Raw genomic sequence first — 22,809 nt, forward strand, 5'->3', positions numbered from 1 at the left:
GAGACGTTCTCACGCGGGAGGGAGCATGAAGATCGGCATCATCGGGGCAGGGATGATCGGCGGCACGCTGGCGCGTCGGTTGACCGCGCTCGGGCACGAGGTCTCGATCGCGAACTCGCGCGGCCCGGAGACGCTGAAGGAGCTCGCGGCGGAGACCGGGGCGCGGCCGGTGACCGTGCACGAGGCGGCGCGCAGCGGGGAGGTGGTCGTCGTCACGATCCCGCAGGGGCGGATCCCCGACCTTCCCAAGGACCTCTTCGAGGGCGTCCCCGAGGACGTGGTGGTGGTGGAGACCGGCAACTACTACCCGGCCCGGGATGGCCGCATCGAGGCGCTCGAGGCGGGGATGCCGGAGAGCCGCTGGGTGTCCAACCACCTCGGACGGCCGGTGGTGAAGGCCTTCAACAACATCTACTACCGGAGCCTGCTGGAGAAGGGGCGGCCCGCCGGGGATCCGAACCGGGTCGGGCTACCCGTGGCGGGCGATCGCGAGCGGGACAAGCAAATCGTCCTGCGGCTGATCGACGAGCTGGGCTTCGACAGGGTGGACGCGGGCACGCTGGACGAGTCGTGGCGCCAGCAGCCCGGCACGCCGGTGTACGTGGCCGATCTCAATGCGGAAGGAGTGCGGCGAGCGCTGGCGGAGGCCACCCCCGAACACATCGCCCGGTTCCGCGCCACCGGACACAGCCGGGCTGCGTCGAGTTCGCGGACCTGAGCGCCCCCGAGGAGACCCAAGGAAGGCGCCGAGCTCTTTTCCGGCGGTCACGGGTGATTGCAGTGGTCACGGAGGATTGCGGCGGCGCCTCCCTGACCGCTGAAGCTTCGCCGCGGCCCTCCCGAGGCCCCCGCGCTTCCCGACAATCTCGGGCCCCACACGGAGGCGCGGACCCGCTTCGAGGAGCGGCGCAGCGAGCGCGGACTGCGAGCGGCACCCTCCCGACTCAACCCCCGCCGGCCGCCGACGGCGGGGAGAAGTCCCTCACCCGCGCGGCGTGGAGACCATACAGCTCGAACGCCTCATTGCGGCTCTGTTGCGGTGCGTCGCTCACGTAGAGCTGTCGGATGCCTTCACGCACCGCGACGGCCGTACGCGCGCTGGCGTAGAAGCGGTGCAACGCCGCCGTCTCCTCGGCGGAGAAAGCTTCGGGGACGAGGTCGATCTGGCCCTCCCACGCCGTGGCGATGACCGGCGGCGCGGGGTACATGCCGGCCCGGTTCACCGGAGGCACGTCGGAGGGCTCGTACTCTTCGGATACCCGCCGCCAGTCGGCCGCGAAGTTCTCGCGGTTCACTTCCACCTCGCTCAGGATGGTGAGGCGCGCGATCCGCACCGCCTCGGCGTGCCGACGCTTCGCCTCGCGGTTGTTCAACTTCACCGCGGCGATCGCCGCCCCGAAGCCGAGCGCCGCACCGACCAGCGCGCCGGCCAACCCGACCCAGGCATCCCCCGAGATTCCCGCTTCGCTGCTCGGAGCACTCCCGGGTGTGTCGACCTGCGCTCCCGAGGCCGTCGAGGGCTCGGCGGGAGGAGCCTGCCCGTGGACCTCTCGCGCCGGGAGAAGGAACAGACAGGTCGCAGCCAGCACCACCCACCGGCGGGGCGATCGATTCGTCATCCGGAGCTCCGAGGTTTGACTCCAACGTGAGGATGTCGAGCGGCTGCCGCGCCCGCCGGGAGCGAGCACTTACAGCTCGAGCCGGTGCGTCTCCCCGATATCGGGTTGCGAGCCGGTGACCATCCCCTTGGCCAGCTCGAAGAGCACCATCGGCTTCGACTTCTCCCGCCGCATGTACACTACGCTGTCCGCGTCCACCAGTACCAGCGCGAGGCGCGGATCGTCGGGGCCGCCGTCGCGGGTCTCGTCGATCTTGCCGAACCAGGCGCGCCAGTCGGGCTGGTACAGCTCGCGGACCTTCGCGCGGTCCGTAGAGATCCGGGCGGTGCCGCTCACCGACACCCACTCGTACGAGTCGGTGTCGAAGTAGGCGAGATTCACGTGCGGGTCGCCCTGCAGTTCGTCCAGCTTGTGTGACTCGATGTCGGTGACGAACCAGATGTCCGCCAAGGGGTCGCGCTTCTGCGTCGCCATGGGCCGCGAGACCAGGCGCCCGTCGGGACGACGGGTGGTGAACATCGCGGTCTCGATCTTGTCGATCAGCTCATACAGCTCGTCGAGCTGCTTGGCCTGCGAATGGGTCGACATGGCATCTCCAGGTCAGGTGTGGAGAGCAGGCCAGGTGCAGGTTGGGTGCCCGGACTCCGGCTCGAGGGCGGGGGAGGCTCTCCCGCCCTCTACCTTGTTCCGGCCCGGCGGCTCCGTATCTTCCGCCGACGGGAGGAGCTCCGTCCTGTGAGCCTCTTCCCAGGTCAACGTCGCGCGGATGAGTCCGCCGGAGCCGTCGGCTCGCCCACGGGCAGCGAAGGTCCGGTCGAGGCATCCGTGGGCATCTATCGACGCGGAAGTGAGGAGACTAGCCCATGAGCATCGCGGACACGCTGCTGCCCGAGTTCGACCAGGAGATGGCCACCACCCGGCGCGTCCTCGAGCGCGTCCCCGACGATCAGCCCGATTGGAAGCCGCACCCGAAATCCTTCTCCATCGCCCACCTGGCCCAGCTCGTGGCGTCGCTGCCGGGATGGATCGGGCAGACCCTGACCAGCACCGAGCTCGACCTGGCCGCCGGTGGCGGCGGATACACCAACGAGACCACGGAAACCTTGTTGAAAACGTTCGACGAGAACGTGCACAGCTCCCGCGAGGCGATCGCCAACGCCAAAGACGCCGACTACGACGTCCCCTGGTCGCTGAAGATGCGGGACCAGATCCTGTTCACCCTCCCGCGAAGCGTGGTCGTCCGCCAGCACATCAGCCATCTGGTTCACCACCGGGGGCAGTTGACAGTGTACCTGCGGCTGCGGGATGTGCCCGTCCCGTCGATCTACGGGCCGACGGCGGATGAGGGATGGGGGACGGAGAGAAGTTAGAAGCTAGAAGTTAGAAGCTAGAAGGTCACATCTGCGTTGACCCACCGGTAGGGGCGGCCCCTGGTTGCGGGCCGCACGAGCGGCTGAAGGTCGAATCGTGAGAATCGACCGCATTCGTGCCTGGCGGCAACAAGTGCAGCCACAAGGGTTGCAGCAAGGGCCCGTCCCTACAGGAGGAATTCTAGCTTCTAGCTTCCGGCTTCCAGCTTCTAACGTCCTGCCTCTACCCCCTCCCCCCTCCTCAGATACGCAAACAACGCCAGCACCTCCTCGTCACTCAACCCCCGCAACAGCCCGTCCGGCATCAGCGACGTGTCGGACACCTCGCGCGACTGAATATCGGACTTGGCCAGCACCAGCGGGGGCTGGCCGACCACGCGCAGGGTGATCTGCCGCGCGTCCTCGGCGATGACGTTGCCCATGTGGGTGCGGCCGTCGCGCATGGTCACCACCACCAGGCGGTAGTCATCCTGGATGACCTCGCTGGGATTCAGGATGTTCGACAGCAGCCACTCGACGTTGCCGCGGCTCGTGCCGGTGAGCTCGGGACCCACCTCGCCTCCTTCGCCGAACAACACGTGGCAGGAGCCGCAGGTGCGCCGGAACACCTCCCGACCCGCCGCGGCGTCGGCCTCGCGGATCGCCTCCTCGGTGAGCAGGGAGCGATAGTGGGTGTAGGCCGCCTGCTCCTCGGCGGAGTCCAGGTCGATCATCCCCCACACCTCCACGAAGCCGGCCCCCACCACGCGGCGGAGCTGCCGCGCCACGCCCGCGGGGATGTCGCGCCGCGCCACCCGCCCCTCGCGTATCGCGTCGGTCAGCTGCCGTCCGTACACCGGACGTGACGCCATGGTCAACAAGACCTCGCGCTTCTCGTCCTGGGTCAGCGCGTCGTACATCGCCAGGAGGGTGTCGCCCAGCGCCCCGCGGTCGTACGCCGCCACCGCGCGGATCGCCTCAATACGCAGCTCCGGATCCCGCAGCAGCGCCGGCAGCTCGTCGACCAGCTCGGGACGCTGCCGCAAAGCCAGGGCGGCCAGCGCCCTCCGGCGCCCCTCGGGCTCCGCGCCTGCGTTGTGTAGGACCGCCAGGTTCCGCTGCGCCGCCTGCGCGTCGCCGAGGAGCTGCGCGACCTCGCCGGCCAGCTCGCGCGCTGCCGGATCGGCCTCCAGGATCGGCAGCACCCGCTCCCACCCGGGCGGCGAGTCTACATCGCGGCGTCCTTCGAGCGCGGTGCGCATCCCCCGCAGCAGGGCCGGGCGCGCCGCCTCATGACGCTCGAGAGCGGACACCAGCGCCCCCAGCGAGTCGGCGTCCACGCTGCGGCGGGCGACCAGCTCGGTCACCAGCGGGATGCGGCTCTCGCCGGCGAGGTCCAGCGCCCGCGTCGCCCCCGACGCCACCAGCGGCTCCACGCCGTACCAGATCAGCTTGGGGATGTTGTGGTCCTCGGCATCCTCGGGTCGGGCCAACAGGCCACGGGCAATCTCCCATCGCGATTCGTCCTCCAGGCGCTGCAGCGCCGCCGCCAGGTACTTGCGCACCACCGGCGAGGGGTCGCTGCGCGCCAGCGCCGCGAAGCGCGCAATCACGTCGGGCCCGGGATCGCCCTCCTCGGTGAGTAGCTGCACGGCCCAGCCACGCACGTACTCCTCCGGATCCTCGAGCGCGAGACGCAGCCTCTCACCGCCCACGCCGCCGCTCACGTGCAGCGCCCACATCCCGCGCAGCCGCAGCTCCACCGGCTCACCCTCGTTCTCGAACAGGGCGACGAGCGCCCGCCGCGCGGCTTCATCGATCTCGCCGTTCACGGCACGCTCCTGCAGCTCCAGCCGCGCCCGGCGCGCATGCCAGTCGCTCGGGCTCCGCTGCAACTCGGCCAGCTGCAGGTCGCTCATCTTCGAGAGGTCGTCGTAGCGCCCGGGGAAATCCTCCGCCCGTGACACCTCTGGAGAGATGCGGTAGATCCGCCCGGTCTCCTTCCCGGTCACGCTCCCGCCGGTGATGTCGGGGTCGTGCCAGTCGAGCACGTACAGCGCGCCGTCGGGCCCCACCTCGACGCTGAAGCCGATCCACTGGGCGTTGTTGGCCATCAGCACCTCGTCCCCGTGCCGGGCGACGAAGCCGGACCCCACCGGCTCGAGCACGTCGGAGAGCACCGCGTGCTCGTGGATGTTGGCCATGAAGAGTCGCCCGCGGTGCACCTCGGGGAAGGCGTCGGATTGATAGATGCGCGCGCCGCCGTGCGCCGAGCGGTGCCGGTGGTCGACGATGGGCCCGATGTCGGTGTAGACGTAGGGGTTGAAGTGCCGCCCACCCTGGCGCATGTAGATCCCGCCGGGGATCACGTGGAAGGCGTGCGGGATGACGCAGGCGGTGATGAAGAGCTGCCCGTGCGCGTCGTAGTCGATCCCCCAGGGGTTGCTGAACCCGTGCGCCACCACCTCGAAGCGCCGGGTGACGGGGTGATACCGCCACACTCCGCCGTCGATGTCGACCCCCTCACCCTCCAGGATCCGCTCCTCCGGGAAGGGCTCGCCCGGGCGGATCAGCCGATCATTCGGCCCCGGCGGCCGGATGCGAGACGGAGTGGCGAACCCCTCCAGCCCGTATAGCCAGCCATCCGGTCCCCAGGTAAGGGAGTTGACCGTCTCGTGGCGGTCGCGGATCCCCCAGCCGGTGAGCAGGATCTCGATGTCCTCCATGTCCGCCCGATCGTCGCCGTCACGGTCGGGGACGAAGAGGAGGTGCGGCGGGGCGCCCAGAAAGACCCCGCCGAAGCCGACCGCGAGCGCGCTGGGGAACGGGATCCCCTCCAGAAAGACCTTGCGACTGTCGGCGCGGCCGTCGTGGTCGGTATCCTCGAGGATGAGGATGCGGCTGTCGCCGGAGCCGGAGAAGCCGGCGCCGCGTGACTCGTAGTCCCGGTTCTCGGCGATCCAGAGCCGGCCGCGGTCGTCCCAGGCGAAGGCCATCGGCTGGGTGAGCATCGGCTCGGAAGCCCAGGCGTTCACCTGCAAGCCGTCGAGCAGGGTCATCCGCTCCACCTGCTCCTGGGCGGTCAGGAAGTCCGCCTTGAAGCCCTCCTCCCGCGCCAGGTTCCACAGCTCGGTGGTGGTGTAGGTGCCGGAGCGGCCGGTGTATTCCTCCCACAGGCTCAGGATCTCGACGTCGTTCCGCTCACCGGTGTGGAAGACGAGTCGGTAGCGCATCACCTCGGTGGCGCCCGCCTCGATCGTCCAGTCTCCCAGGCGGGAGCGTGCCGGCCCCACGCCGAGCTGACCATCGACCCGCCAGGGGGTCGGATAGCCGCCGTTGTCGGGGTGATCGAAGATGGCGACGTGTGCCGCATCCTCGCGTCCTTCAACCACCATCCCCACGTCCAGCCACATCGCGCGCTTCCCTTCCGCCGCCTCGTTGCGCTGGCGCGCGGCGTTCACCGCATCCCCCTCGATTCCTTCGCGCCAGGGCATGCGCAGGAAGAGCCCGCCGTAATCGTACTCTCCGATGGTCACGTCCGTCTGCGCGGTACCCCGCCACTCCAGGTCGAGCAGGTAGCGCCCGTCTTCGACGCGCATCGTCCAGATCTGCGTCTCCCGGAGGATCGGCGCGCCCGACTCGTCCAGCAGGTCGTACACGGTCTGCCAGATCACCCGCTCTCCCGATTCCTCGACCACCTCGAGGGAGACCCGTCGCCAGTGGGAGGCGCCGGGATTGTGGAAGAAGTCGCGGCCGTTCACCCGGGCGAATCCCCAGTAGAGTCCCGTCTGGTGGGGATGGTGACCGGGGCTGAACTCGGTGAAGGCGCCACGCCCGTCGAGCGGGACGATCGGGTGCAGGTAGGGCCGATGGTCGGCCCGGGCGTTGGCGGTGAGGATCGCGTGCGGGGTCCCCGCCCGGTGGACCGTGAGGGTGCCCGCTGCCTCGTCGACCTGCACGGTCAGCGGGTCGGCCGGCGGCTGCGCAGGTCGCGAGGCGGCCGCGCCGTAGCCGAGGGCGAGCAGGGTGATCGCGGTCGTGATCGCGGGAAGGCGGAGCGTGCGCATGTTCCGAGCGACGTGCCGGAGGTGAACCGAAGTGATCGAAGCGGGGGTGTGGACAGCTCCCCGAAGATATCCATTCCGCGCGGGGACACAAACCACCATCGTTCACCCTGTCGTCCGTCTCCGCTCGAGACGTTGAACGGCCTGGCGCTGCAGCCGAGGCTCCACGCTGAAGCCGAGGAACCGTACAGCCCAGGGGCATGGCTGCAGCCAGGGATCGCGCCGCAGCGAAGGACCCGCGGTGTGGCCGAGCGCCTGCGCTGACGCGGAGCGCTCGCACCGTAGCCGAGGGATCGAACGCCGCGGAGCTGGACGAGGCCAGGCGCTTCCCCCTCTGTCGGCCGGATCCCCTCCGCAGGCTCTTCGAATTCGTGGCGCTCGGCTCGGTCGAGGTGCGATCGCTGGAGGCGCCCACCCGCTTCGCGGGCTTCGATGAGTACTGGGAGCCCTTCCTCGGTGGACAGGGGCCGGCGCCGGGATACGTCGCCTCGCTGAGCGGGACGCAGAGGGAGGCGCTTCGAGCGCGGCTCGAACAGACGCTCCCGAGAGATTCGGACGGCGGGATCCCTCTGACCGCGCGTGCCTGGGCCGTGCGCGCGAGGAAACCTCAATGATACCTACACCGCAGATCACTCTCCGTGACGCCCGCGCGGAGGACGCCCCGCGGCTGGCCGAGCTCCACGTACGAACCTTTCGCGAGACGCACAAGGGCGGCCCGGAGGTGGAGTTCCGCGAGCAGCAGTGGCGCGAGAAGTTTCGCTCCGGGCAACTGGTCTTCTGTGTGGTCCTCGAGACCGACTCGCGCGAGCTCATCGGTTTCGCCAGCGGTGAGCTGCACCGGGCGGAGCCGCCTGGCTACGGCGGCGAGCTGAACAAGATCTACCTCCTGCGGGAGTGGCAGGGCCGCGGCCTGGGGCACCGCCTCCTCTGCGCCTCCGCCGCGCGCTTCCTGCGGGCGGGGATCCCCTCGATGCTGCTCTTTGGCGATGCGGCGAGCCGCAGCAACGGCTTCTACGAGGCGATGGGAGGCACCCGCTTGCTCGCACCGAGCGGCGAGTTTCACGGCGGATACGGGTGGTCCGACCTCACGCGGCTGCAGTCGATCTGCGGATCCAGGACCGTGGCGCGAGCGAACGATCCTGTCTGACGGCAGGCTCCGGTCGGCGCGATGGGACGGAAGCTGCGGAGGTGTTGTCAGGCAACCTGCGCTACGTTCAATCGAAATCCGACTTGGTTGGAATGACGGTCCGGGCGGAGGCGATCCAGGAGCGACTAAGCCACCTGTACCACCACCACGCGGAAGCCGATGTGGTCGGAGCGTAGGTAGGGCTCGAAACGCAGGCGCGCTGCCGAGCGGCAGAGCTCCGCGCCTTCGATCCATGCCCCGCCGCGGCGCACCCGCGAGTAGCTGCCGTCGCGGTTGGGCACGCCCACCCTGGCATACAGATCGGGATCGGTGCCCCCCGGCAGGCGCGAGTGATACCAGTCGCGGCACCACTCCCAGACGTTGCCGTGCATGTCGTGGATGCCCCACACATTCGGAGGATAGCGGTCGACCGGCGTCGAGCTTCCCGTCGCCCGCGCCGCCTGACCCGCGGGAACGGGATTCAGTGCGAAGTTCGCCTCCTCCAGCTCCAGCGTGTCGCCGAACGCCGTGGCACTCGTGCTTCCCGCCCGACAGGCGTACTCCCACTGCGCCTCAGTGGGTAGACGCGCCTCCCATCCCTCCGGCAGCGCGCCGCTCGCGCGGCCGCGGGCGGTGAGGCGCGCGCAGACCTCCTCGGCGTCCGAGAAGTTAACCCAGTAGACAGGGTGCTCGTCGCCAAGGCCGAACCTCGCGGTGGGCACGCGCTCCGGGAAGGCGCCGACGAATCGCTCCCACTCCCCCTGCGTGATCTCGAACGCCCCGATCCAGAAGCCGCGGGTCAGCGTGACGTCGACCTGCGCCTCATCCGGGCGGCGACCAGACTCGCCGGATGGGCTGCCCATCCGGTACGTCCCGGCAGGGCACCACCGCAACGCCACCCCCTCCAGCACACGCCGGTCTCCAGGATGCACCCCGGCGAAGTCGGATATCGGATCTCCCGCCGCGCGGCTCCCCGCCCCCATCGTAACCGACCTCTCCGACCGGCCGCCACCCTCCCGCCGACATGCCGTCGCCGGCAGGCCGATCATCCCCCCGAGCACACCCGTAAAGACTGCCACGAACTGGCGTCGCGACGCCACATTGACCTCCTCGCCATTCCCGGGATTCCGACCGCGGAATTACGAATTACGAATTACGAATGGGGATTGAACGTGGGTTCTCGCAGCGATCCCTTCCAGCGCCGGGGCGGCTCGGTCTGCCGCAGGCCTCCACGCTCAGCAGTGGCCGCCGGCTCTGTCGACCGCCGTAATTCAAAATTCAAAATTCAAAACTCAAAATCTCTATCAGTAATTCGTAATTCGTAATTCGTAATTCGCAATTACCTTTCCGACCACACCGCGAGCTCATTGCCGCCGGGATCGGCGAAGTGGAATCGCCTGCCGCCCGGGAAGCTGAAGATGTCGCGCACGATGGTGCCGCCCTGCTCGCGCACACGTTCGAGGGTCGCCTCGAGATCGTTGGCGTAGAGGACCACCAGCGCCGATCCCGCCTCGGTGGACGCGTGCCGGTCGGACCGGAAGAAGCCGCCGTCGAGCCGACCGTCGTTGAAGGCGCAGTAGTCCGGGCCATAATCCTCGAAGGTCCAGCCGAAGGCGGCGGTGTAGAACGCCTTCACGGCGTCGAGGTCCCGCGCCGGGAGCTCGATGTAGTCGATAGTGCGGTCGGCATGCATGGGGACCTCTCGGGAGCAGGATGGGGAGCTACGAATTAGGAATTACGAATTACGAATTACGAATTACGGAACACGGATTACGGATTACGGATTACGGATTACGGGTGACGCGCCGTGGATGATGATCTCCGAACAGTGATGCTATGGGAGGGGCGACGACGCCAGGGAGACGATGCCGACCATGCGACAGCAAGACGAGGAGACAAGGAGTGAACGGGGAGCAAGGTCATGGGGTGAGAGGGTGACGAGCAGACAAGTCGAGGACGAGACACGGAGACAGCCGACGGCGCGACGCTGACACCGTCGGCTGGAGGTCTGCCAACGCGGTCTCCTTGTCCCTTGTCACCTTGTCACCCCGTCACCTTGTCCAGCCCGCCCCGCCCGCTCCCCAGCCACCCGCGCTGCCACCGCCGCCACCCGCCTCCGCATCTCCGGCGGATGGAGCACCTCGGCGTCGGGGCCGTGCTCGAGGACGTGGCGCACCAGCCAGGCCGGGTCGGCGACGCGGTAGTGCACGACCACGGAGCCGTCCTCGCCGCGCTCGACGGGGCCGCGCTCCTCGATCCAGCGCGCGATGCGCGGGGAGAAGCGCACCGCCACCTCGATCTCCTCCACCTCCTCACCCGCCCGATAGACGCGACCCTCCCGGACGTAGGCGTCGGCGTCGAAGCCCTCGGGGACGGTGAAGCGCTCCTCGCCCACTTCGATTGCCACCACGCGGTCGGCGCGGAACACGCGTACGTCTCCGCTCCGATGACAGAAAGCGACGAGGTACCACTTGCCCCCCGCGGACAGGAGCACGTAGGGGTCGACGGTGCGGCGCTCGGGCTCGGGGGCCAGCGGCTTCAGGTAGGCGATCTCGCACCGGCGCCGCTCCCGGGCCGCGCGCACCAACGCTTCGCGGATCTCGCCGGGAGTGTTGGCATCCGCGTTCACGACGATGCGCTCGAGCTCCTCACCGGGTGCGGCCCCCAGCACTCCCGCCTCCAGCCGCTCGGCGAGCGCCAGCAGCGCCGGACGGCGGAGCGGATCGGTCTCGGTCGCCATCACCCGCAAGCCCAGGCCGAGCGCGAGCGTCTCCCGCGGGGTCAGGCGCGGGGGGCGCCGGAACTCGCCGGTGGTGAAGATCTCCACTTCGTCCGCCTCGATGAGCACCTGCACGTTGCTGCCGCTCCCGGCGGGGTGGTAGTACTCGCGTGTGTAGAGCTCCTCCAGGTCGGCCAGCAATCGCTCGGGTGAGACACCCATCTCCTCGGCCAGCTCCGCGAGGGGGACGCCGCCGGCGCGGGCCGCCCGCGGGAGCAGGGCCAGCAGCCGGCCGAGCTGGGCCTCGGATGTGTCGCGCTCAGGCATGGGTCGCCGCCTCCGAATCGGCCTCGGCGTAGAGGGCCTCGACACGGCGCGCCATCTCCTGCAGGTCCTCCCGCAGCTCAGCGGGCGACAGGATTTCTGCCTCACCCGCGAGGCTCAGGATCCAACGTAGGAAGGGATCGGGTCGCGCCACGCGGAAACGCCGCACCACCGCGCCATCCTCCTCCTCGCGCACCTTCTCCCCCTCGCGGTTCCGCTCCACCCTGACCGAGAGCGGAAAGCGAAAGCGCACCTCGGTCTCGATCGCCTCTTCCTCCCCCAGCTCCCAGGCGCGCAGATCCAGGTAGTCGCGCAGGGAGAAATCCTCGGGGATGGCGTAGTCGGGCGACTTCGGGGCCTTGCTATTGACTGTCACTTCTTCCATCCGCGAGACCCGGAATACGCGGATTCCGTCCGCCGCGTCGTCCCGCCCCACCAGGTACCAGTCGCCCTGGAAGAAGAGACCGTACGGGGCGACCTCCCGCTGCGTCACCCGCCCTCGATAGATGCCGTGGTAGGCGAAGCGCACCCGCTTGCGGCCGAGCAGCGCCCCGGAGAGGACGCGCAGTCGCGCGAGCACCTCGCGGGCGCCGGGGGGCTCCACCCACCTGACCGGGTCCTCCGGAAAGCGCTCCGGATCGAGGTCGAAGGCGAGCTTGCGCAGGGCGCTGGTGGCCTCGTCGGCGAAGGGGAAGGCGGGGATGGTTGTGGCCCGTCGCAACGCCTCGAGGGCGAGCTCCGCCTCGGCCGGGGAGAGATCGAGGGAGGGGACGTCGAGGTACGGCCGCGGCCCGCGTCCTGGTGGTGCCTCGACTTCCCCCGTGTGCCCGGAGATCAGACGCAGGTAGGGGAGATAGAAGTCGCGGTGCGCGATGCGGTATCCCTCGTACTGGTCGACCCCGCCGCCGACCGTGTAGGGGACCGGCTCGAGCGGCACCCCCAACCTGCGCAGGTCGTCCTTGTCGCGCTCGAAGGTGCGGCGCGCCGTTGCGCGCGAGGTGGCATCGCCGTCGATCCACTTCTCCGCGTAGGCCGGCAGCTCCTCCATGATCTGCTCCACCGGCACCGGGACGCGGCGTCCGAGCAGGTAGGAGAGGAGGTCGAGCCAGCGTTGCGTTCGGGTTGGCGGCATGGTGAGCGAGGTGGATCGAGATCAGACCTGCGGGCCCGCGGAGAGCCGAAGCCTATGCACAGCGCCCAGTAGTGTGCAAGTCGCACAGGGGCGGATCGCGATCCGGACCGCGTACGGGCGCGATCGGCGCCGCGGTTCCGGATCAGCCTGAACATGCCGGGGGACTGTCCGCTCGAGGCGTGGTCGCGCGAGGGGTGGCACGGTGCCGAACCCACCAGGAGGATCCGCGGGGCCACCGGGCTGACACGCGTCGGACATCGACGCGGTGCGCCAACTCCGGTCCACCCCGGGCGAGTGGGGGGGGAAGATGGATGACCTGCGATTCGTGCCGGTGGGAAGGTAGTGTGAGCGCAGTCACAAGCTCCGGGTGAAGGTGGGTTCGTGCACGCGATGAAGGTACGAACGGGGTCTGACAGTGGACGACCGGTTCCCTCCCATGGCAACGACTCCTCCGCGTCCTCTGCGCGTTCCTCGATGACCGCTGCGCTTTGCTGTTGCGGACTCGAGCGAAACTTTGCTACACAAAGTACTTGACCACGGATTCGACTTTGCGTAAGATCTGCCCTCGATCGCATCGAGGCACGAACCTTCGCGCACGGGGGCTTTATGCAACAAAGTAATTGGTCAGACAGCAACCTCGCCCTGGCCGGACCGGCTTCGGAGGGAGCGGGGGTGGACGTGGTGGTGGTGGGCGCCGGGTTGGCCGGCCTGGAGTGCGCCCGGCGACTCGCCGAACGGGGGGTGCGGGTGGTGCTCGTCGACCGCAAGCCGCGGGTGGACCACGCGGTGCACACCACCGGGATCTTCGTGCGGCGCACCCTGGAGAGCTTCGCGCTGCCGGAGGATTGCCTCGGACCCGCCGTGCGGCGGGTGGTGCTCTACTCGCCTTCGGACCGCGGGATCGAGCTGGAGAGCCCGCACGACGAATATCGCCTCGGGCGCATGGCGGCGCTCTACCGAAGAGGACTCGATGAATGCCTCGACGCCGGGGCGGAGTGGAGGCCGGCGACCACGCTGGCGGACCTGCAGCCGGTTCGTGGGGGTTCGGTCGCGATGCTCGAGCGCGCGGGACGGAGAGAGCGGCTGCACGTCCGCTTCGTCATCGGCGCCGACGGGGCGGTCTCCCGCGTCGCGCCCGCGCTCGGGCTCGACCAGAACCGGGAGTGGCTGGTGGGGGTGGAGGAGGTCTTCGTGGGCCTTTCCACCGGTCTGCGCCCCGCCTTCCACGTCTGGCTGGACCCGGCCCTGGCACCGGGCTACATCGCATGGGTGGTGGACGACGGGGAGGAGGTCCACGTGGGCGTGGGAGGCTACGCCTCGCGCTTCCAACCAGCGGAGGCGCTGCGCCGCTTTCGCGAGCGCGTAGCGCCGCGTTTCGGTCTGCAAGGTGTGCCGGCCGCCGAACGACGCGGGGGCCGCATCCCGGTGGGCGGGGTCTTGCCGCGCATCGCCTGTCCCCGGGGGCTGCTGACCGGCGATGCCGCGGGCGCGGTGTCGCCGCTCACCGCAGGGGGACTCGATCCGTGCCTCCGTCTCTCCTCGCTGGCGGTCGACGTCACCTGTAACTATCTCGACAGCGGGGACGAGGCAGCGTTGGAACCGTACGGCGGTGCCGCCTTCCGCGCCCGCTTCCGAACCCGCCTTCTGCTCCGCCGGCTGCTGTCGTCCATCCACTCGCCTGCCGCCGCCGAACTGGCCTGCGCGGCGCTGCGACTACCGCCCTGCCGCTCTGTCGCGCGCCACGTCTTCTTCGGTCGTGGATCGTTCCCCGATCCGCCCACCTCGCTCCCACACGGGCAGGTTCGAACAACACCGGTGGGGTCTACTTCGTTCTAGATCGAACAGAAGACGGCAAAACCGCAGAGGTCGCAGAGGATTACACCGAGGGCACAGAGGTCCTTGGGACAGCTACGTAGTACGAATTTGCTAGCTGTTGGACCACAATCGTAATTCGTAATTCGTAATTCGTAATTGGTAATTACCCCTCCCCTCCGCGCCCTCCATGGTTCCGCTCGGTCAGTACGGCTCGACATCGCACGACACCACGTCGAGCGCCCGCGCGCTCGTCACCCGCCAGTGCCAGCAGTAGGTGCCTCCGGGGAGGGAGAAAGCGAACCGCAGCGGTCCCCCCATGCCGCCGGCGGTGGTGGAGGCACGGATCGTCAGCCCCGCCGCCGACCCGCTCACATTGCGGCATTCCTCCTCTCCGGGAGCCACCGTGAAGCGCATGGTGTTCACATACGCCACCACGTTCCCGTAACCCACCGTCTCGTTCTGGATGCACATCCGCACCGCGTTGGGATCATACCCCCGGCGCCCACCGGACGCGCAGGCGGAGAGCAGCAGCAGGAGTGCGAGGAGTAGGACGCGCATGGGCGGACGGGTGACAAGGTGACGGGGTGACGGCTAGACAGGGAGACACGGAGACAAGGAGTGAACGCGCGAACGGGTGTACGGATGACAAGGTGATCGAGGTAGCGTCGAACGAATGAGGCGGGGGCTGGCAGTTGCCCCGAAAGAAGAGGGCGCCGGCGGTGGCCGGTCGTCGCGTCCTGTCTCGGAGCGGCATCGCGCCACATTCGTAATTCGTAATTCGTAATTTTACTCAATCCAGACCGCACCGCTTATTCCGAGTATCTTCGGCGCGACGGCGGGTGACCTCGGTTGATAGGGTAGGGCGATCGGCCAGAAGGGTCGGTGCGGATCCGGACCCTCCGCCAGGGCGACGATCGTCGATCCGGGGGCGGGGCGCGGAATGCGCCAGCGCCCGCTCCACTTGACCCCGGCCGCGCCGCTGTCCGCGAGCACCTCGGTGCGCACCCGCTCTCTGCCGACGTACAGCGACACCCGGTCTGCTCGGGTCCAGGCGGGGCCCAGCACGCGCACGCCGACGTCGAGCGAATCCCCTCCGGCCGGCACAGTGTCTCCCGGTCCGTAGTCGTCGTTCACGGTGACGTCCGTGAACAGTCCGAAGCTCACCGTGACCGCGCCGGCGCGGAAGCGCTCCACCGCCGCGTCCACATCGATCCGGGCCGGGTCGCGGTCGTCCACGCGGATGTAGGTGCGTCCCTGACCGGGAATGTAGCGGGCCACATCGTGTGAGTCGCTCGAGCCAACCGGCGTCAGACGGTATGCGCGACCGAGCAGCTCCAGCCAATCGCGGAACAGCTCCAGCGGATCGGTCTGCTGCGAGCCGGAGTTCAGCACCTCCATCGCGTGGGCGGGGAGAGGCCAAGCCTCCTCGCCACCTTCTCCGCCGTCCGAGGCGGTCCGTTCCGCGGGGAGTCGCACCGTCTTCCCGTCATCGAACGGGCGGAAACCAAGGTGGATGTCACGCGCGTGGTTGAGCACGACCGCGCCGACGCCCTCCACCGCCGCGATCGCACTCTTCACCTCCGCCCAGTTCTGTACCTTCGGTGTCGCCGGTTCGGCCGCGGCCGGAACCGGGAAGAGATTGAAGTGCCCCACCGGGGTGGTCAGCTCATCCCCGATCACCGGCGTGAAGTAGTCCCGCACGCCCACCGCCACGGCCACCGGTTCCAGGTCCACGTGCACGTTGTGATCGGTGAGGATGGGCAGCTCGAGCGCCTCGCCGGCGATCGTGATCGCCCGTTCTTCCAGCGTGGCGTCGCCGTGGCCGGAGTGGGTGTAGGTGTGCAGATGGGTATCCGTCGCGACCCATCCCTCGGTGGGCACCTCACGCCGGAGTCGGAGCGTCACCTCCTCCGTCTCTCCCGCATCGAGCGCGATATCCACTGAATCCACGCCGTACTCGAAGCCGCGTGTGGCGTAGAGGCGGTAAGATCCAGCGGGCAGCCGGACCTCCGCGCGTCCATCGCCCGTGTACACCACTCCGGGCCGCACCGCCAGGCGTCCCCCGCTCTCCGTGGCCAGCTCCACCAGCGCTCCCTCCCCGTCCACGATCGTGATCCGCCCCGGCAGCGGCTCCAAGTCCTCCCCGAGCACCGTCACCGCCACCGCGGACGCACCCAGGAGAGCCTCACGCGGAGTCGCCAGCAGCTCGATTGCGGCCAGTGCGACGTCGTCGGGAAGGGTGTCGAGCGGCGCCACCCGCAGCCGGTTCTCGCCGGTCCGCAGCGCCCCCTCGGGCACTGAGAAGAACACCCGATGCGGGTTCTCGTCCGGATAGAGGCGACCGATCTCTGACCCGTTCAGCTCGACGACCCAGGTTCGGCGCACGCCGGTCTGCCGCAGCGCGAGGGTATGCGCGGCCCCGTTCGGGCTCGGGGCCTCGAAGCGCAGGTTCAGCTCCGGCTCACTCGTCACCCCGGCCGGCTCGCTCCACTCCCTGACCCCACCAATGCTCAACAGATGTGGACCCGCCGATATCGGTCGCGCTTGGGCGAGGGCGTTCGTCGGGATGAGAAGCCGCAGGATCGTGCCGAGCGAAAGCAGCAGGAGCGCACCGGGTACGAACGGACGGAGGTGTGACAAGGTGAGCACGGGAGGTCGCCGGTGCAGGGAACGAGGGAAGGATAATGATGATGTCATGCTGCACGGCTGAACAGGATTGCGCGACGCTAGATCGTGACGGGCAGTTCAGGGTGAGGCCTCGCCGAGCGGCTGACAATCCAGCTCCGAGCTCCTGTTTCCAGCCCGAGCCGCGTCCGCGCGAACTCGACCTCCACTGCCGAGCGGCGCCGCCCACCGCAGGACCTCCGCAGGCGGCGGGTGCGATCTCACCGCCGGTCCGCTTGCCAACGCCGCGCTCGGCTCGCGTGTACGTGGTGCGGGCGCAACGCGATCCCTCTCGAGCCGATCGGCCGAGCCCAGGACCGTGCCTCTCGCGCCCGCAGGCGATCCTCTCGCCCCTCCGACCCCGCGCTCTCATGACCCGGATCCTCCCGGTTCTCGCCCCTATCCTGGCTGGCCTGTTCACCGCGAGTCTGCTTCGGGCTCAGGAAGCCGCGGCCGACGCCCTGCACGTCTTTCTGGATTGCAGCGGGTTCGGATGCGACGAGCAGTTCATCCGCAGCGAGATCGACTGGGTCGCCTACGTGCGGGATCGCCAGGACGCGGACGTCCACCTCTTGATCACCCGCCAGCAGACCGGCGGCGGTGGCTGGGAGTATACCCTGGAGTTCCTCGGGCAGGGGGTGCTGACGGGTCAGTCGCTCGATCTTCGATATACATCCCCGCAGACCGCTACGGAAGACGAGGAACGCGAGGGGCTCGTCCGGACCATGCGGTTCGGCCTGGCGGCGTTCGTCGCCGCGCGCAACCCCGGTGCGGAAGGCCTGGAAGTGCGTTACGAGCCCGCGAACGGAGCCGCGCCGCGAACTACCGCCGGAATCGACGATCCTTGGGACTTCTGGACTTTCAGCATCCGGCTGGGCGGCTCCTTCGACGGGGAGGCGCGTCGCAAGTCCTGGGATATCGACGGCTCGGTCGAGGCGGAGCGGGTCACGGAGCAGTGGAAGTTCGAGCTGGAGACCCAGGGGGAGCAGGGCCACGGCCGCTTCGAGATCGACTCGGTCACCACGGTCACCAGCGAGGAGCACGAATACGGGCTTTCCACCCTCCTCGTCCGCAGTCTCGGGGCCCACTGGTCCGCGGGCGGCAGGGCGGGGGCGGAGAGCTCGACCCGCCTCAACCAGAACTTCTCCGTGCGCCTGGCTCCGGCCATCGAGTACAGTGTCTTTCCCTACCAGCTCTTCAACCGCCGGCAGCTCACCTTCCTCTACTCGGTGGGCCTCTCCCACTTCGATTACCGGGAGATCACGCTCTTCGGGAAGCTCTCCGAGACCCTTCCGGAGCACAGCCTGCGGGGTACTCTGGAGCTGAACCAGCCCTGGGGCGAGGCCGAGATCTCCCTCACCGGGCGCCAGTTCCTGCACGACGGCGAGCGCTTCAGCCTCGACCTCTTCAACCGCCTCGACGTCCGCGTGCTGCGAGGACTCTCGGTCAGTCTCTTCGGGGGCGTCTCCTACATTCGCGACCAGCTCTTCCTCCCCGCGGGAGATGCCGACCCGGAGGAGATCCTGCTCGACCTCCGTGAGCTGGAGACCAACTACGACTACTTCCTCTCCCTGGGCTTCTCCTACACCTTCGGGTCGATCTACAACACGGTGGTGAACCCGCGGTTCTGAGATGCGCCCCGGCGATAGCTAGATGGCTTCACCCCGGGGGATGCCGCCGGGGATCACTTGCGCAATGCTGTAGAAGTCCTCAAGGTTTCCCTCCGAGCGCCCTTGTCGCCCTGAGCGAAGCGAAGGGTGGTTGCGCGCCCTGGAATTTGCCCGCGATCGCTCGTGACGCACGGTCTAACAAGTGCCACCACTCAGGCGGCATTGTCCCGGATATTTCCGGTAGGGGGGTGGCCCTTGTGGCCGCGCGCACGCGATGCGGAGGGTTCCGGACGGCGCCGATATACGCGGCATCCCCGTGCGGGCGGCCACAAGGGCCACAGATGTTTCTGGAACATTTACGAAGTACGAATTTGCCAGTTAGCACGTAATTCGTAATTCGTAATTCGCTACCGTGCCCTCCGTGTAATTCTCAGTCCCCGACCGAATCGTGCGACTGACGACGCTCCTCCTCCTCGCGCTCTCCGCCCTCCTCGCCGCCACCGCGTCCGCGCAGGAGCGCCCCCCGAACATCGTGGTCATCCTTGCGGACGACCTGGGGTACGGCGACCTGGGGGTGTACGGGCATCCCACCATCCAGACGCCGCGGCTGGACCGCATGGGGGCCGAGGGGATGAAGTTCACCCAGTTCTACGCGGCGGCTTCGGTGTGCACGCCCAGCCGCGCCGCGCTGATGACGGGCCGCCTGCCGATCCGCAGCGGACTGACGCGCGTGCTCTTCCCCCACTCCACGGTGGGGATGCCCGCGGAGGAGATCACCATCGCCGAGGCGCTGCGTCAGCGAGGCTACGCCACCGCGGCCATCGGGAAGTGGCACCTGGGACATCTCCCTCAATTCCTCCCCACCAAGCACGGCTTCGACTCCTACTTCGGCATCCCGTACTCGAACGACATGGATCGCGTGGGTGGGCCGGAAGGCCGCGCCGCCTTCCGCGAGCCGCGCTTCGAGTACTGGAATGTGCCGTTGATGCGGGACACGCAGATCGTGGAGCGCCCCGCGGACCAGCGCACCATCACCCGCCGCTACACGGAGGAGGCGGTGCGCTTCATCCGCGAGCACCGGGACCAGCCCTTCTTCCTCTACCTCGCGCACAACCTCCCGCACGTGCCGCTATTCGCCTCCGATCGGTTCCTCGGCTCGAGCGCGCGCGGCCTCTACGGCGACGTGGTGCAGGAGATCGACTGGAGCGTGGGCCAGGTGCTGGACGTGTTGCGGGAGCTGGACCTGGAGGAGCGCACGCTGGTTTTCTTCACCAGCGACAACGGACCCTGGCTGGCCTACGATGATCATGGCGGCTCCGCCGGGCTGCTGCGCGACGGTAAGGGGACCACCTGGGAGGGCGGGATGCGGGTGCCGGCGATTGCCTGGTGGCCGGGAACCGTGCCCGCCGGCACCGTGCGCACCCAGGTAACCAGCAACCTGGACATCTTCCCCACGGCGCTCGCGCTCGCCGGCGGTGAGCTACCGCGCGACCGGATCATCGATGGACGGAGCCTGTTGCCGCTGCTCCGCGGGGAGAGCAAGGCCGAGGTGCGCGAGTTCTTCCCTTACTACCGCAACGACGAGCTGTACGCCGCGCGCGTCGGGCCGTGGAAGGCGCACTTCATCACCCGGGACCTCGCCGGTGGCGCGACCGATCCGGTGGAGCACGAGATCCCGAAGTTGTACAACCTGGATGTCGATCCTTCGGAGAAGTACAACGTGGCGGAGGACCACCCCGAGGTGATTGCGAAGATCCGGCGTGCGGTGGAGGAGTTCAGAACGAGGTGACGCCAGGCAGCCGGCCGATCGGGCAGCGCCGAAATCCACCCTCGAAACGGGCCGCTCCGACTACGTAGCGCCCCGTCCGGCAGTAGCGCGACGCCTGCTCGGAGGCCGAGGCGCCTCCGAGCCCATCACCTACGCCCGAGCCGCTGCTCCACCTCTGTCCGCCGCGAGCGGCCAACGGGCAGCCGGATCCCGTCTCTGAGCTGAACCTCGTACTTCCCCTGCCCGCCGCGCAGGAGCATCTGCACCCGATCCAACCGCACGATCACGGACCGGTGGATGCGCATGAACTCCGCGGGATCGAGCTGCTCCTCGAGCGCCTGCAGCGGCGCGCGGATCAGGTGCCTACCGCCGGCCGAATGCAGCTCCGCGTACACCCCGCTCGCGGTGATGTAGTCGATCTCTTCGACCGGAATCACCCGCATCCTGCCTCGCATCGGCACCGCGATCCGCCGCAGGTACCGCTCCTGAGCCGCCTTCCCGAAGGGCGCAGGCGGATCGCCCTGCCCTGACTGCAACAGCCTCAGCATCTGCTCGCGGAGCCCGTCCAATCCCTCGAGCTCGATCTTCCGGCGGGCGCGCCGGAACGCCTCCTCGAAGCGCTCGTCGTCGTAGGGTTTGACCAGGTAGTCCACCGCGGCCAGGTCGAACGCTTCCACCGCGTGGCGATCGTAGGCGGTGACGAAGACCGTGGCGGGCATACGATCCGGCCCCACCTCGCGCACCACCTCGAGCCCCGATTTGCGCGGCATGCGGATGTCGAGGAAGACCAGGTCCGGACGAAGCTCGCGGATTGCCCTGATCGCCTCCTCGCCGTTCTCTGCCGTGGCCACCACCTCCACGTCCGGTTGCTCGGACAGCAGCTCCGCCAGCCGCCCGACCCCGAGCGGCTCGTCGTCCGCAATCACCACGCGCAGAGGCCGCCCATCAGGCATTGTCCAGCGCCTCCTGCGCGCCCGCCGTCGGTCGCGTGTGATACGGCAGGGCGATCTCCGCGATCATCCCGCGCTCCGGGTGGGGGCGAAGCGCAAGCCGGTACTCTCCGCCGTACAGCTGCTCCAATCGCTGGCGAATGTGGCGCAAGCCCATTCCTCCCAGTCCGCGCTCCGGTGACGCCGCTTCCTCCTCGTCGCCGGCACCGGTGTCGCGCACCGTGATCACCAGTTCGCGTCCCACTCCGCGCGCGTGGACCTCGATGCGGCCGTGTCCGCCGGCCCGCGAGACTCCATGGGTCATGGCGTTCTCCGCCAACGGTTGCAGAATGAGGGTCGGCACCAGAGCATGCAGCACGTCGGGTTCGGCGGATACCTCCGTCACCAGGCGCCCCTGGTAGCGGATCTCGAGGATCTCCAGGTAGCGGCGCAGAATGTCTAGTTCCTTCTCCAGCGTGACCTCCTGCTCCTGCGCGCCGTCCAGGCTGTAACGCAGCACCTCGCTCAGCCGCGCAATCATGCGCCTTACGCCCCGGGGATCCTGGGTGACCAGGCCGGATACGGCATTCAGCGTGTTGAACAGAAAGTGAGGGTTGAGCTGTGTACGGAGGACCTGCAGCCGCGACTCCGTGAGCTGCTCTCTCAACAGGATGGCCTCCTCCTGCCTCGCCTGGAATCTCCGGAAATAGTCGTACGCGAGCCCCGCCGCGATCACCAGCAGCGAAGCCATCAGGTCGGTGAGAAAGCGATACCGGACAAGGACGCGCAGCGAGGTCACGAAAGTCCTCCTGAGCGGGGGAACCGGAGGTCCCGGCGCTTCCGATCCCGGTGGCGGCCGCGGCGCATCCATCAACTGGGTGCCAACCAGTGCCAGAACGGAAGTGACCAGTACGGCGAGGGCCCCGGCAAGCATGAGGTATAGCACTACCCGCCGCAGGCCATTCCCCTCTTCCAGGCTGAACCGACCGACGAACCAGAGAGCGAGGGGCGTGAGAGCAGCCCACAGGTAAGCACCCAGGAAGGTGAGGAAGACGAGGTCCTCGCGGAACGGCCGCGGCCGGAAGGGCGAAACCAGCTCGTTCGCCGCGGTGGCGACCCCGAAGACCGTCCAGAAGGCGAAGATGAGCAGCAAACCCCGCAGCCCGATCCGGAAAGAAACGAGTTGCTGCGCAGGTGCTCCATCTCCCCGCCGTCGATGCTTCAACGCGGCCTCCGCTCCGGTTCGATCGGCCCGGTCGGCACCTCCGACCTGCCGCAATGTCCACTACTCGGAAAAGTCTCTCTCTTCCCGTACTTACGGCAAGCCCGGTTGGTGTTGCTTGCCCTCTCCTTCCTGCCGTTCACAACACGCCCAGGCCGTTCGCAACACTCGGCCGGAAGCAGGCGAAATCCGCGGGTAGATTGCAGCCGCCGACGAAGGCGGTTAAGGCGGCCGGCGACCTCCCTCGCCCAGATCGGAAGGCTTCTGCCGCCGGGCGCTTCGGCGAGCCGGAACCCGGAAACGCGAAAGGTGGGCTATGAGATACACCGGTTTGATCGTCGTCATCGCCGCAGCCGCCGCAGCTTTCGGGTACTCGTCTCTGGCGGGGTCGTCATCCACGCCGCCGTCATCGTCCTCACCGGCATCGTCGTCCTCACCGAGGCCGGCGACCTCCCTGGCGCCCTCATT

At 68.5% G+C, this 22,809-nt stretch carries 18 protein-coding genes; 7 read left to right on the forward strand and 11 right to left on the reverse strand.

Going from position 1 to position 22,809, the window contains the following annotated elements; all coding sequences use genetic code 11:
* Positions 1-25: 25 nt before the first annotated feature.
* Entirely contained in the window at positions 26-718 is a 693-nt protein-coding gene (locus VF167_12970; GenBank protein ID HEX6926325.1) for an NAD(P)-binding domain-containing protein, read from the forward strand.
* 226 nt (positions 719-944) lie between these two features.
* On the opposite strand, the gene VF167_12975 is transcribed toward VF167_12970, so the two are convergent.
* Positions 945-1,619: a hypothetical protein gene (locus tag VF167_12975; protein HEX6926326.1), complete on the reverse strand. Its 675-nt coding sequence runs from the start codon at positions 1,617-1,619 to the stop codon at positions 945-947.
* Positions 1,620-1,688: 69 nt separating this feature from the next.
* The gene (locus tag VF167_12980) at positions 1,689-2,207 is read right to left on the reverse strand and encodes a pyridoxamine 5'-phosphate oxidase family protein (protein ID HEX6926327.1); all 519 of its coding nucleotides are present in this window, start codon (positions 2,205-2,207) and stop codon (positions 1,689-1,691) included.
* A 275-nt stretch (positions 2,208-2,482) separates the two neighbouring features.
* Between VF167_12980 and VF167_12985 the strand changes: the two genes are divergently transcribed.
* The gene (locus VF167_12985; protein HEX6926328.1) at positions 2,483-2,989 is read left to right on the forward strand and encodes a DinB family protein; all 507 of its coding nucleotides are present in this window, start codon (positions 2,483-2,485) and stop codon (positions 2,987-2,989) included.
* A 209-nt stretch (positions 2,990-3,198) separates the two neighbouring features.
* Here VF167_12985 and VF167_12990 read toward each other — a convergent pair whose 3' ends face one another.
* Positions 3,199-7,035, reverse strand: a complete 3,837-nt coding sequence (locus VF167_12990; protein HEX6926329.1) for a PVC-type heme-binding CxxCH protein — start codon at positions 7,033-7,035, stop codon at positions 3,199-3,201.
* Between the two features lie 197 nt (positions 7,036-7,232).
* On the opposite strand from VF167_12990, the gene VF167_12995 reads away from it, so the two are divergent.
* Entirely contained in the window at positions 7,233-7,646 is a 414-nt protein-coding gene (locus VF167_12995; GenBank protein ID HEX6926330.1) for a hypothetical protein, read from the forward strand.
* Entirely contained in the window at positions 7,643-8,179 is a 537-nt protein-coding gene (locus tag VF167_13000) for a GNAT family N-acetyltransferase (GenBank protein HEX6926331.1), read from the forward strand. Before VF167_12995 ends, VF167_13000 begins: the two co-directional genes overlap by 4 nt.
* Before the next feature lie 125 nt (positions 8,180-8,304).
* Here VF167_13000 and VF167_13005 read toward each other — a convergent pair whose 3' ends face one another.
* The 4 genes from VF167_13005 to VF167_13020 all read right to left on the reverse strand — a co-directional run bounded on the left by VF167_13005 (position 8,305) and on the right by VF167_13020 (position 12,333).
* Entirely contained in the window at positions 8,305-9,258 is a 954-nt protein-coding gene (locus VF167_13005) for a formylglycine-generating enzyme family protein (GenBank protein ID HEX6926332.1), read from the reverse strand.
* A 239-nt stretch (positions 9,259-9,497) separates the two neighbouring features.
* Positions 9,498-9,851 carry a VOC family protein gene (locus VF167_13010; protein HEX6926333.1) on the reverse strand — a complete coding sequence of 118 codons (354 nt, stop codon included), beginning with the start codon at positions 9,849-9,851 and terminating at the stop codon, positions 9,498-9,500.
* 342 nt (positions 9,852-10,193) lie between these two features.
* Positions 10,194-11,204, reverse strand: a complete 1,011-nt coding sequence (locus VF167_13015; protein HEX6926334.1) for a WYL domain-containing protein — start codon at positions 11,202-11,204, stop codon at positions 10,194-10,196.
* A complete protein-coding gene (locus tag VF167_13020; GenBank protein HEX6926335.1) occupies positions 11,197-12,333 on the reverse strand; it encodes a WYL domain-containing protein in 1,137 nt (378 codons plus the stop codon). Before VF167_13020 ends, VF167_13015 begins: the two co-directional genes overlap by 8 nt.
* Positions 12,334-12,939: 606 nt before the next feature.
* Between VF167_13020 and VF167_13025 the strand changes: the two genes are divergently transcribed.
* On the forward strand, positions 12,940-14,169 hold the full coding sequence (locus VF167_13025; GenBank protein HEX6926336.1) for an NAD(P)/FAD-dependent oxidoreductase: 1,230 nt from the start codon (positions 12,940-12,942) through the stop codon (positions 14,167-14,169).
* A gap of 180 nt (positions 14,170-14,349) precedes the next feature.
* Here the strand turns inward: VF167_13025 and VF167_13030 are convergent, their stop codons facing one another.
* Together VF167_13030 and VF167_13035 are read right to left on the reverse strand one after the other, a co-directional pair.
* Positions 14,350-14,706, reverse strand: a complete 357-nt coding sequence (locus VF167_13030) for a hypothetical protein (protein ID HEX6926337.1) — start codon at positions 14,704-14,706, stop codon at positions 14,350-14,352.
* 228 nt (positions 14,707-14,934) lie between these two features.
* Positions 14,935-16,797, reverse strand: a complete 1,863-nt coding sequence (locus VF167_13035; protein HEX6926338.1) for a CehA/McbA family metallohydrolase — start codon at positions 16,795-16,797, stop codon at positions 14,935-14,937.
* A gap of 386 nt (positions 16,798-17,183) precedes the next feature.
* Here VF167_13035 and VF167_13040 point away from each other — a divergent pair, with 386 nt between their 5' ends.
* Positions 17,184-18,443: a hypothetical protein gene (locus tag VF167_13040; GenBank protein HEX6926339.1), complete on the forward strand. Its 1,260-nt coding sequence runs from the start codon at positions 17,184-17,186 to the stop codon at positions 18,441-18,443.
* Between the two features lie 427 nt (positions 18,444-18,870).
* The gene (locus VF167_13045; GenBank protein HEX6926340.1) at positions 18,871-20,211 is read left to right on the forward strand and encodes a sulfatase; all 1,341 of its coding nucleotides are present in this window, start codon (positions 18,871-18,873) and stop codon (positions 20,209-20,211) included.
* A gap of 125 nt (positions 20,212-20,336) precedes the next feature.
* Here VF167_13045 and VF167_13050 read toward each other — a convergent pair whose 3' ends face one another.
* Positions 20,337-21,143, reverse strand: coding sequence for a LytTR family DNA-binding domain-containing protein (locus VF167_13050; protein HEX6926341.1), 807 nt, complete (start codon positions 21,141-21,143; stop codon positions 20,337-20,339).
* On the reverse strand, positions 21,136-22,344 hold the full coding sequence (locus VF167_13055; protein HEX6926342.1) for a histidine kinase: 1,209 nt from the start codon (positions 22,342-22,344) through the stop codon (positions 21,136-21,138). Before VF167_13055 ends, VF167_13050 begins: the two co-directional genes overlap by 8 nt.
* Between the last annotated feature and the right edge of the window lie 465 nt (positions 22,345-22,809).

The sequence above is a fragment of the Longimicrobiaceae bacterium genome, from assembly GCA_036375715.1.
Taxonomy (GTDB): domain Bacteria; phylum Gemmatimonadota; class Gemmatimonadetes; order Longimicrobiales; family Longimicrobiaceae; genus DASVBS01.

Coding starts and splice junctions, on each gene's coding strand:
- VF167_12970 (HEX6926325.1), top strand. CDS start 26: ATGAAGATCGGCATCATCGGGGCAGGGATGATCGGCGGCACGCTGGCG.
- VF167_12990 (HEX6926329.1), bottom strand. CDS start 7,035: ATGCGCACGCTCCGCCTTCCCGCGATCACGACCGCGATCACCCTGCTC.
- VF167_13040 (HEX6926339.1), top strand. CDS start 17,184: ATGACCCGGATCCTCCCGGTTCTCGCCCCTATCCTGGCTGGCCTGTTC.
- VF167_13000 (HEX6926331.1), top strand. CDS start 7,643: ATGATACCTACACCGCAGATCACTCTCCGTGACGCCCGCGCGGAGGAC.
- VF167_13020 (HEX6926335.1), bottom strand. CDS start 12,333: ATGCCGCCAACCCGAACGCAACGCTGGCTCGACCTCCTCTCCTACCTG.
- VF167_12975 (HEX6926326.1), bottom strand. CDS start 1,619: ATGACGAATCGATCGCCCCGCCGGTGGGTGGTGCTGGCTGCGACCTGT.
- VF167_13015 (HEX6926334.1), bottom strand. CDS start 11,204: ATGCCTGAGCGCGACACATCCGAGGCCCAGCTCGGCCGGCTGCTGGCC.
- VF167_13010 (HEX6926333.1), bottom strand. CDS start 9,851: ATGCATGCCGACCGCACTATCGACTACATCGAGCTCCCGGCGCGGGAC.
- VF167_12980 (HEX6926327.1), bottom strand. CDS start 2,207: ATGTCGACCCATTCGCAGGCCAAGCAGCTCGACGAGCTGTATGAGCTG.
- VF167_12985 (HEX6926328.1), top strand. CDS start 2,483: ATGAGCATCGCGGACACGCTGCTGCCCGAGTTCGACCAGGAGATGGCC.
- VF167_13030 (HEX6926337.1), bottom strand. CDS start 14,706: ATGCGCGTCCTACTCCTCGCACTCCTGCTGCTGCTCTCCGCCTGCGCG.
- VF167_13050 (HEX6926341.1), bottom strand. CDS start 21,143: ATGCCTGATGGGCGGCCTCTGCGCGTGGTGATTGCGGACGACGAGCCG.
- VF167_12995 (HEX6926330.1), top strand. CDS start 7,233: ATGGCTGCAGCCAGGGATCGCGCCGCAGCGAAGGACCCGCGGTGTGGC.
- VF167_13025 (HEX6926336.1), top strand. CDS start 12,940: ATGCAACAAAGTAATTGGTCAGACAGCAACCTCGCCCTGGCCGGACCG.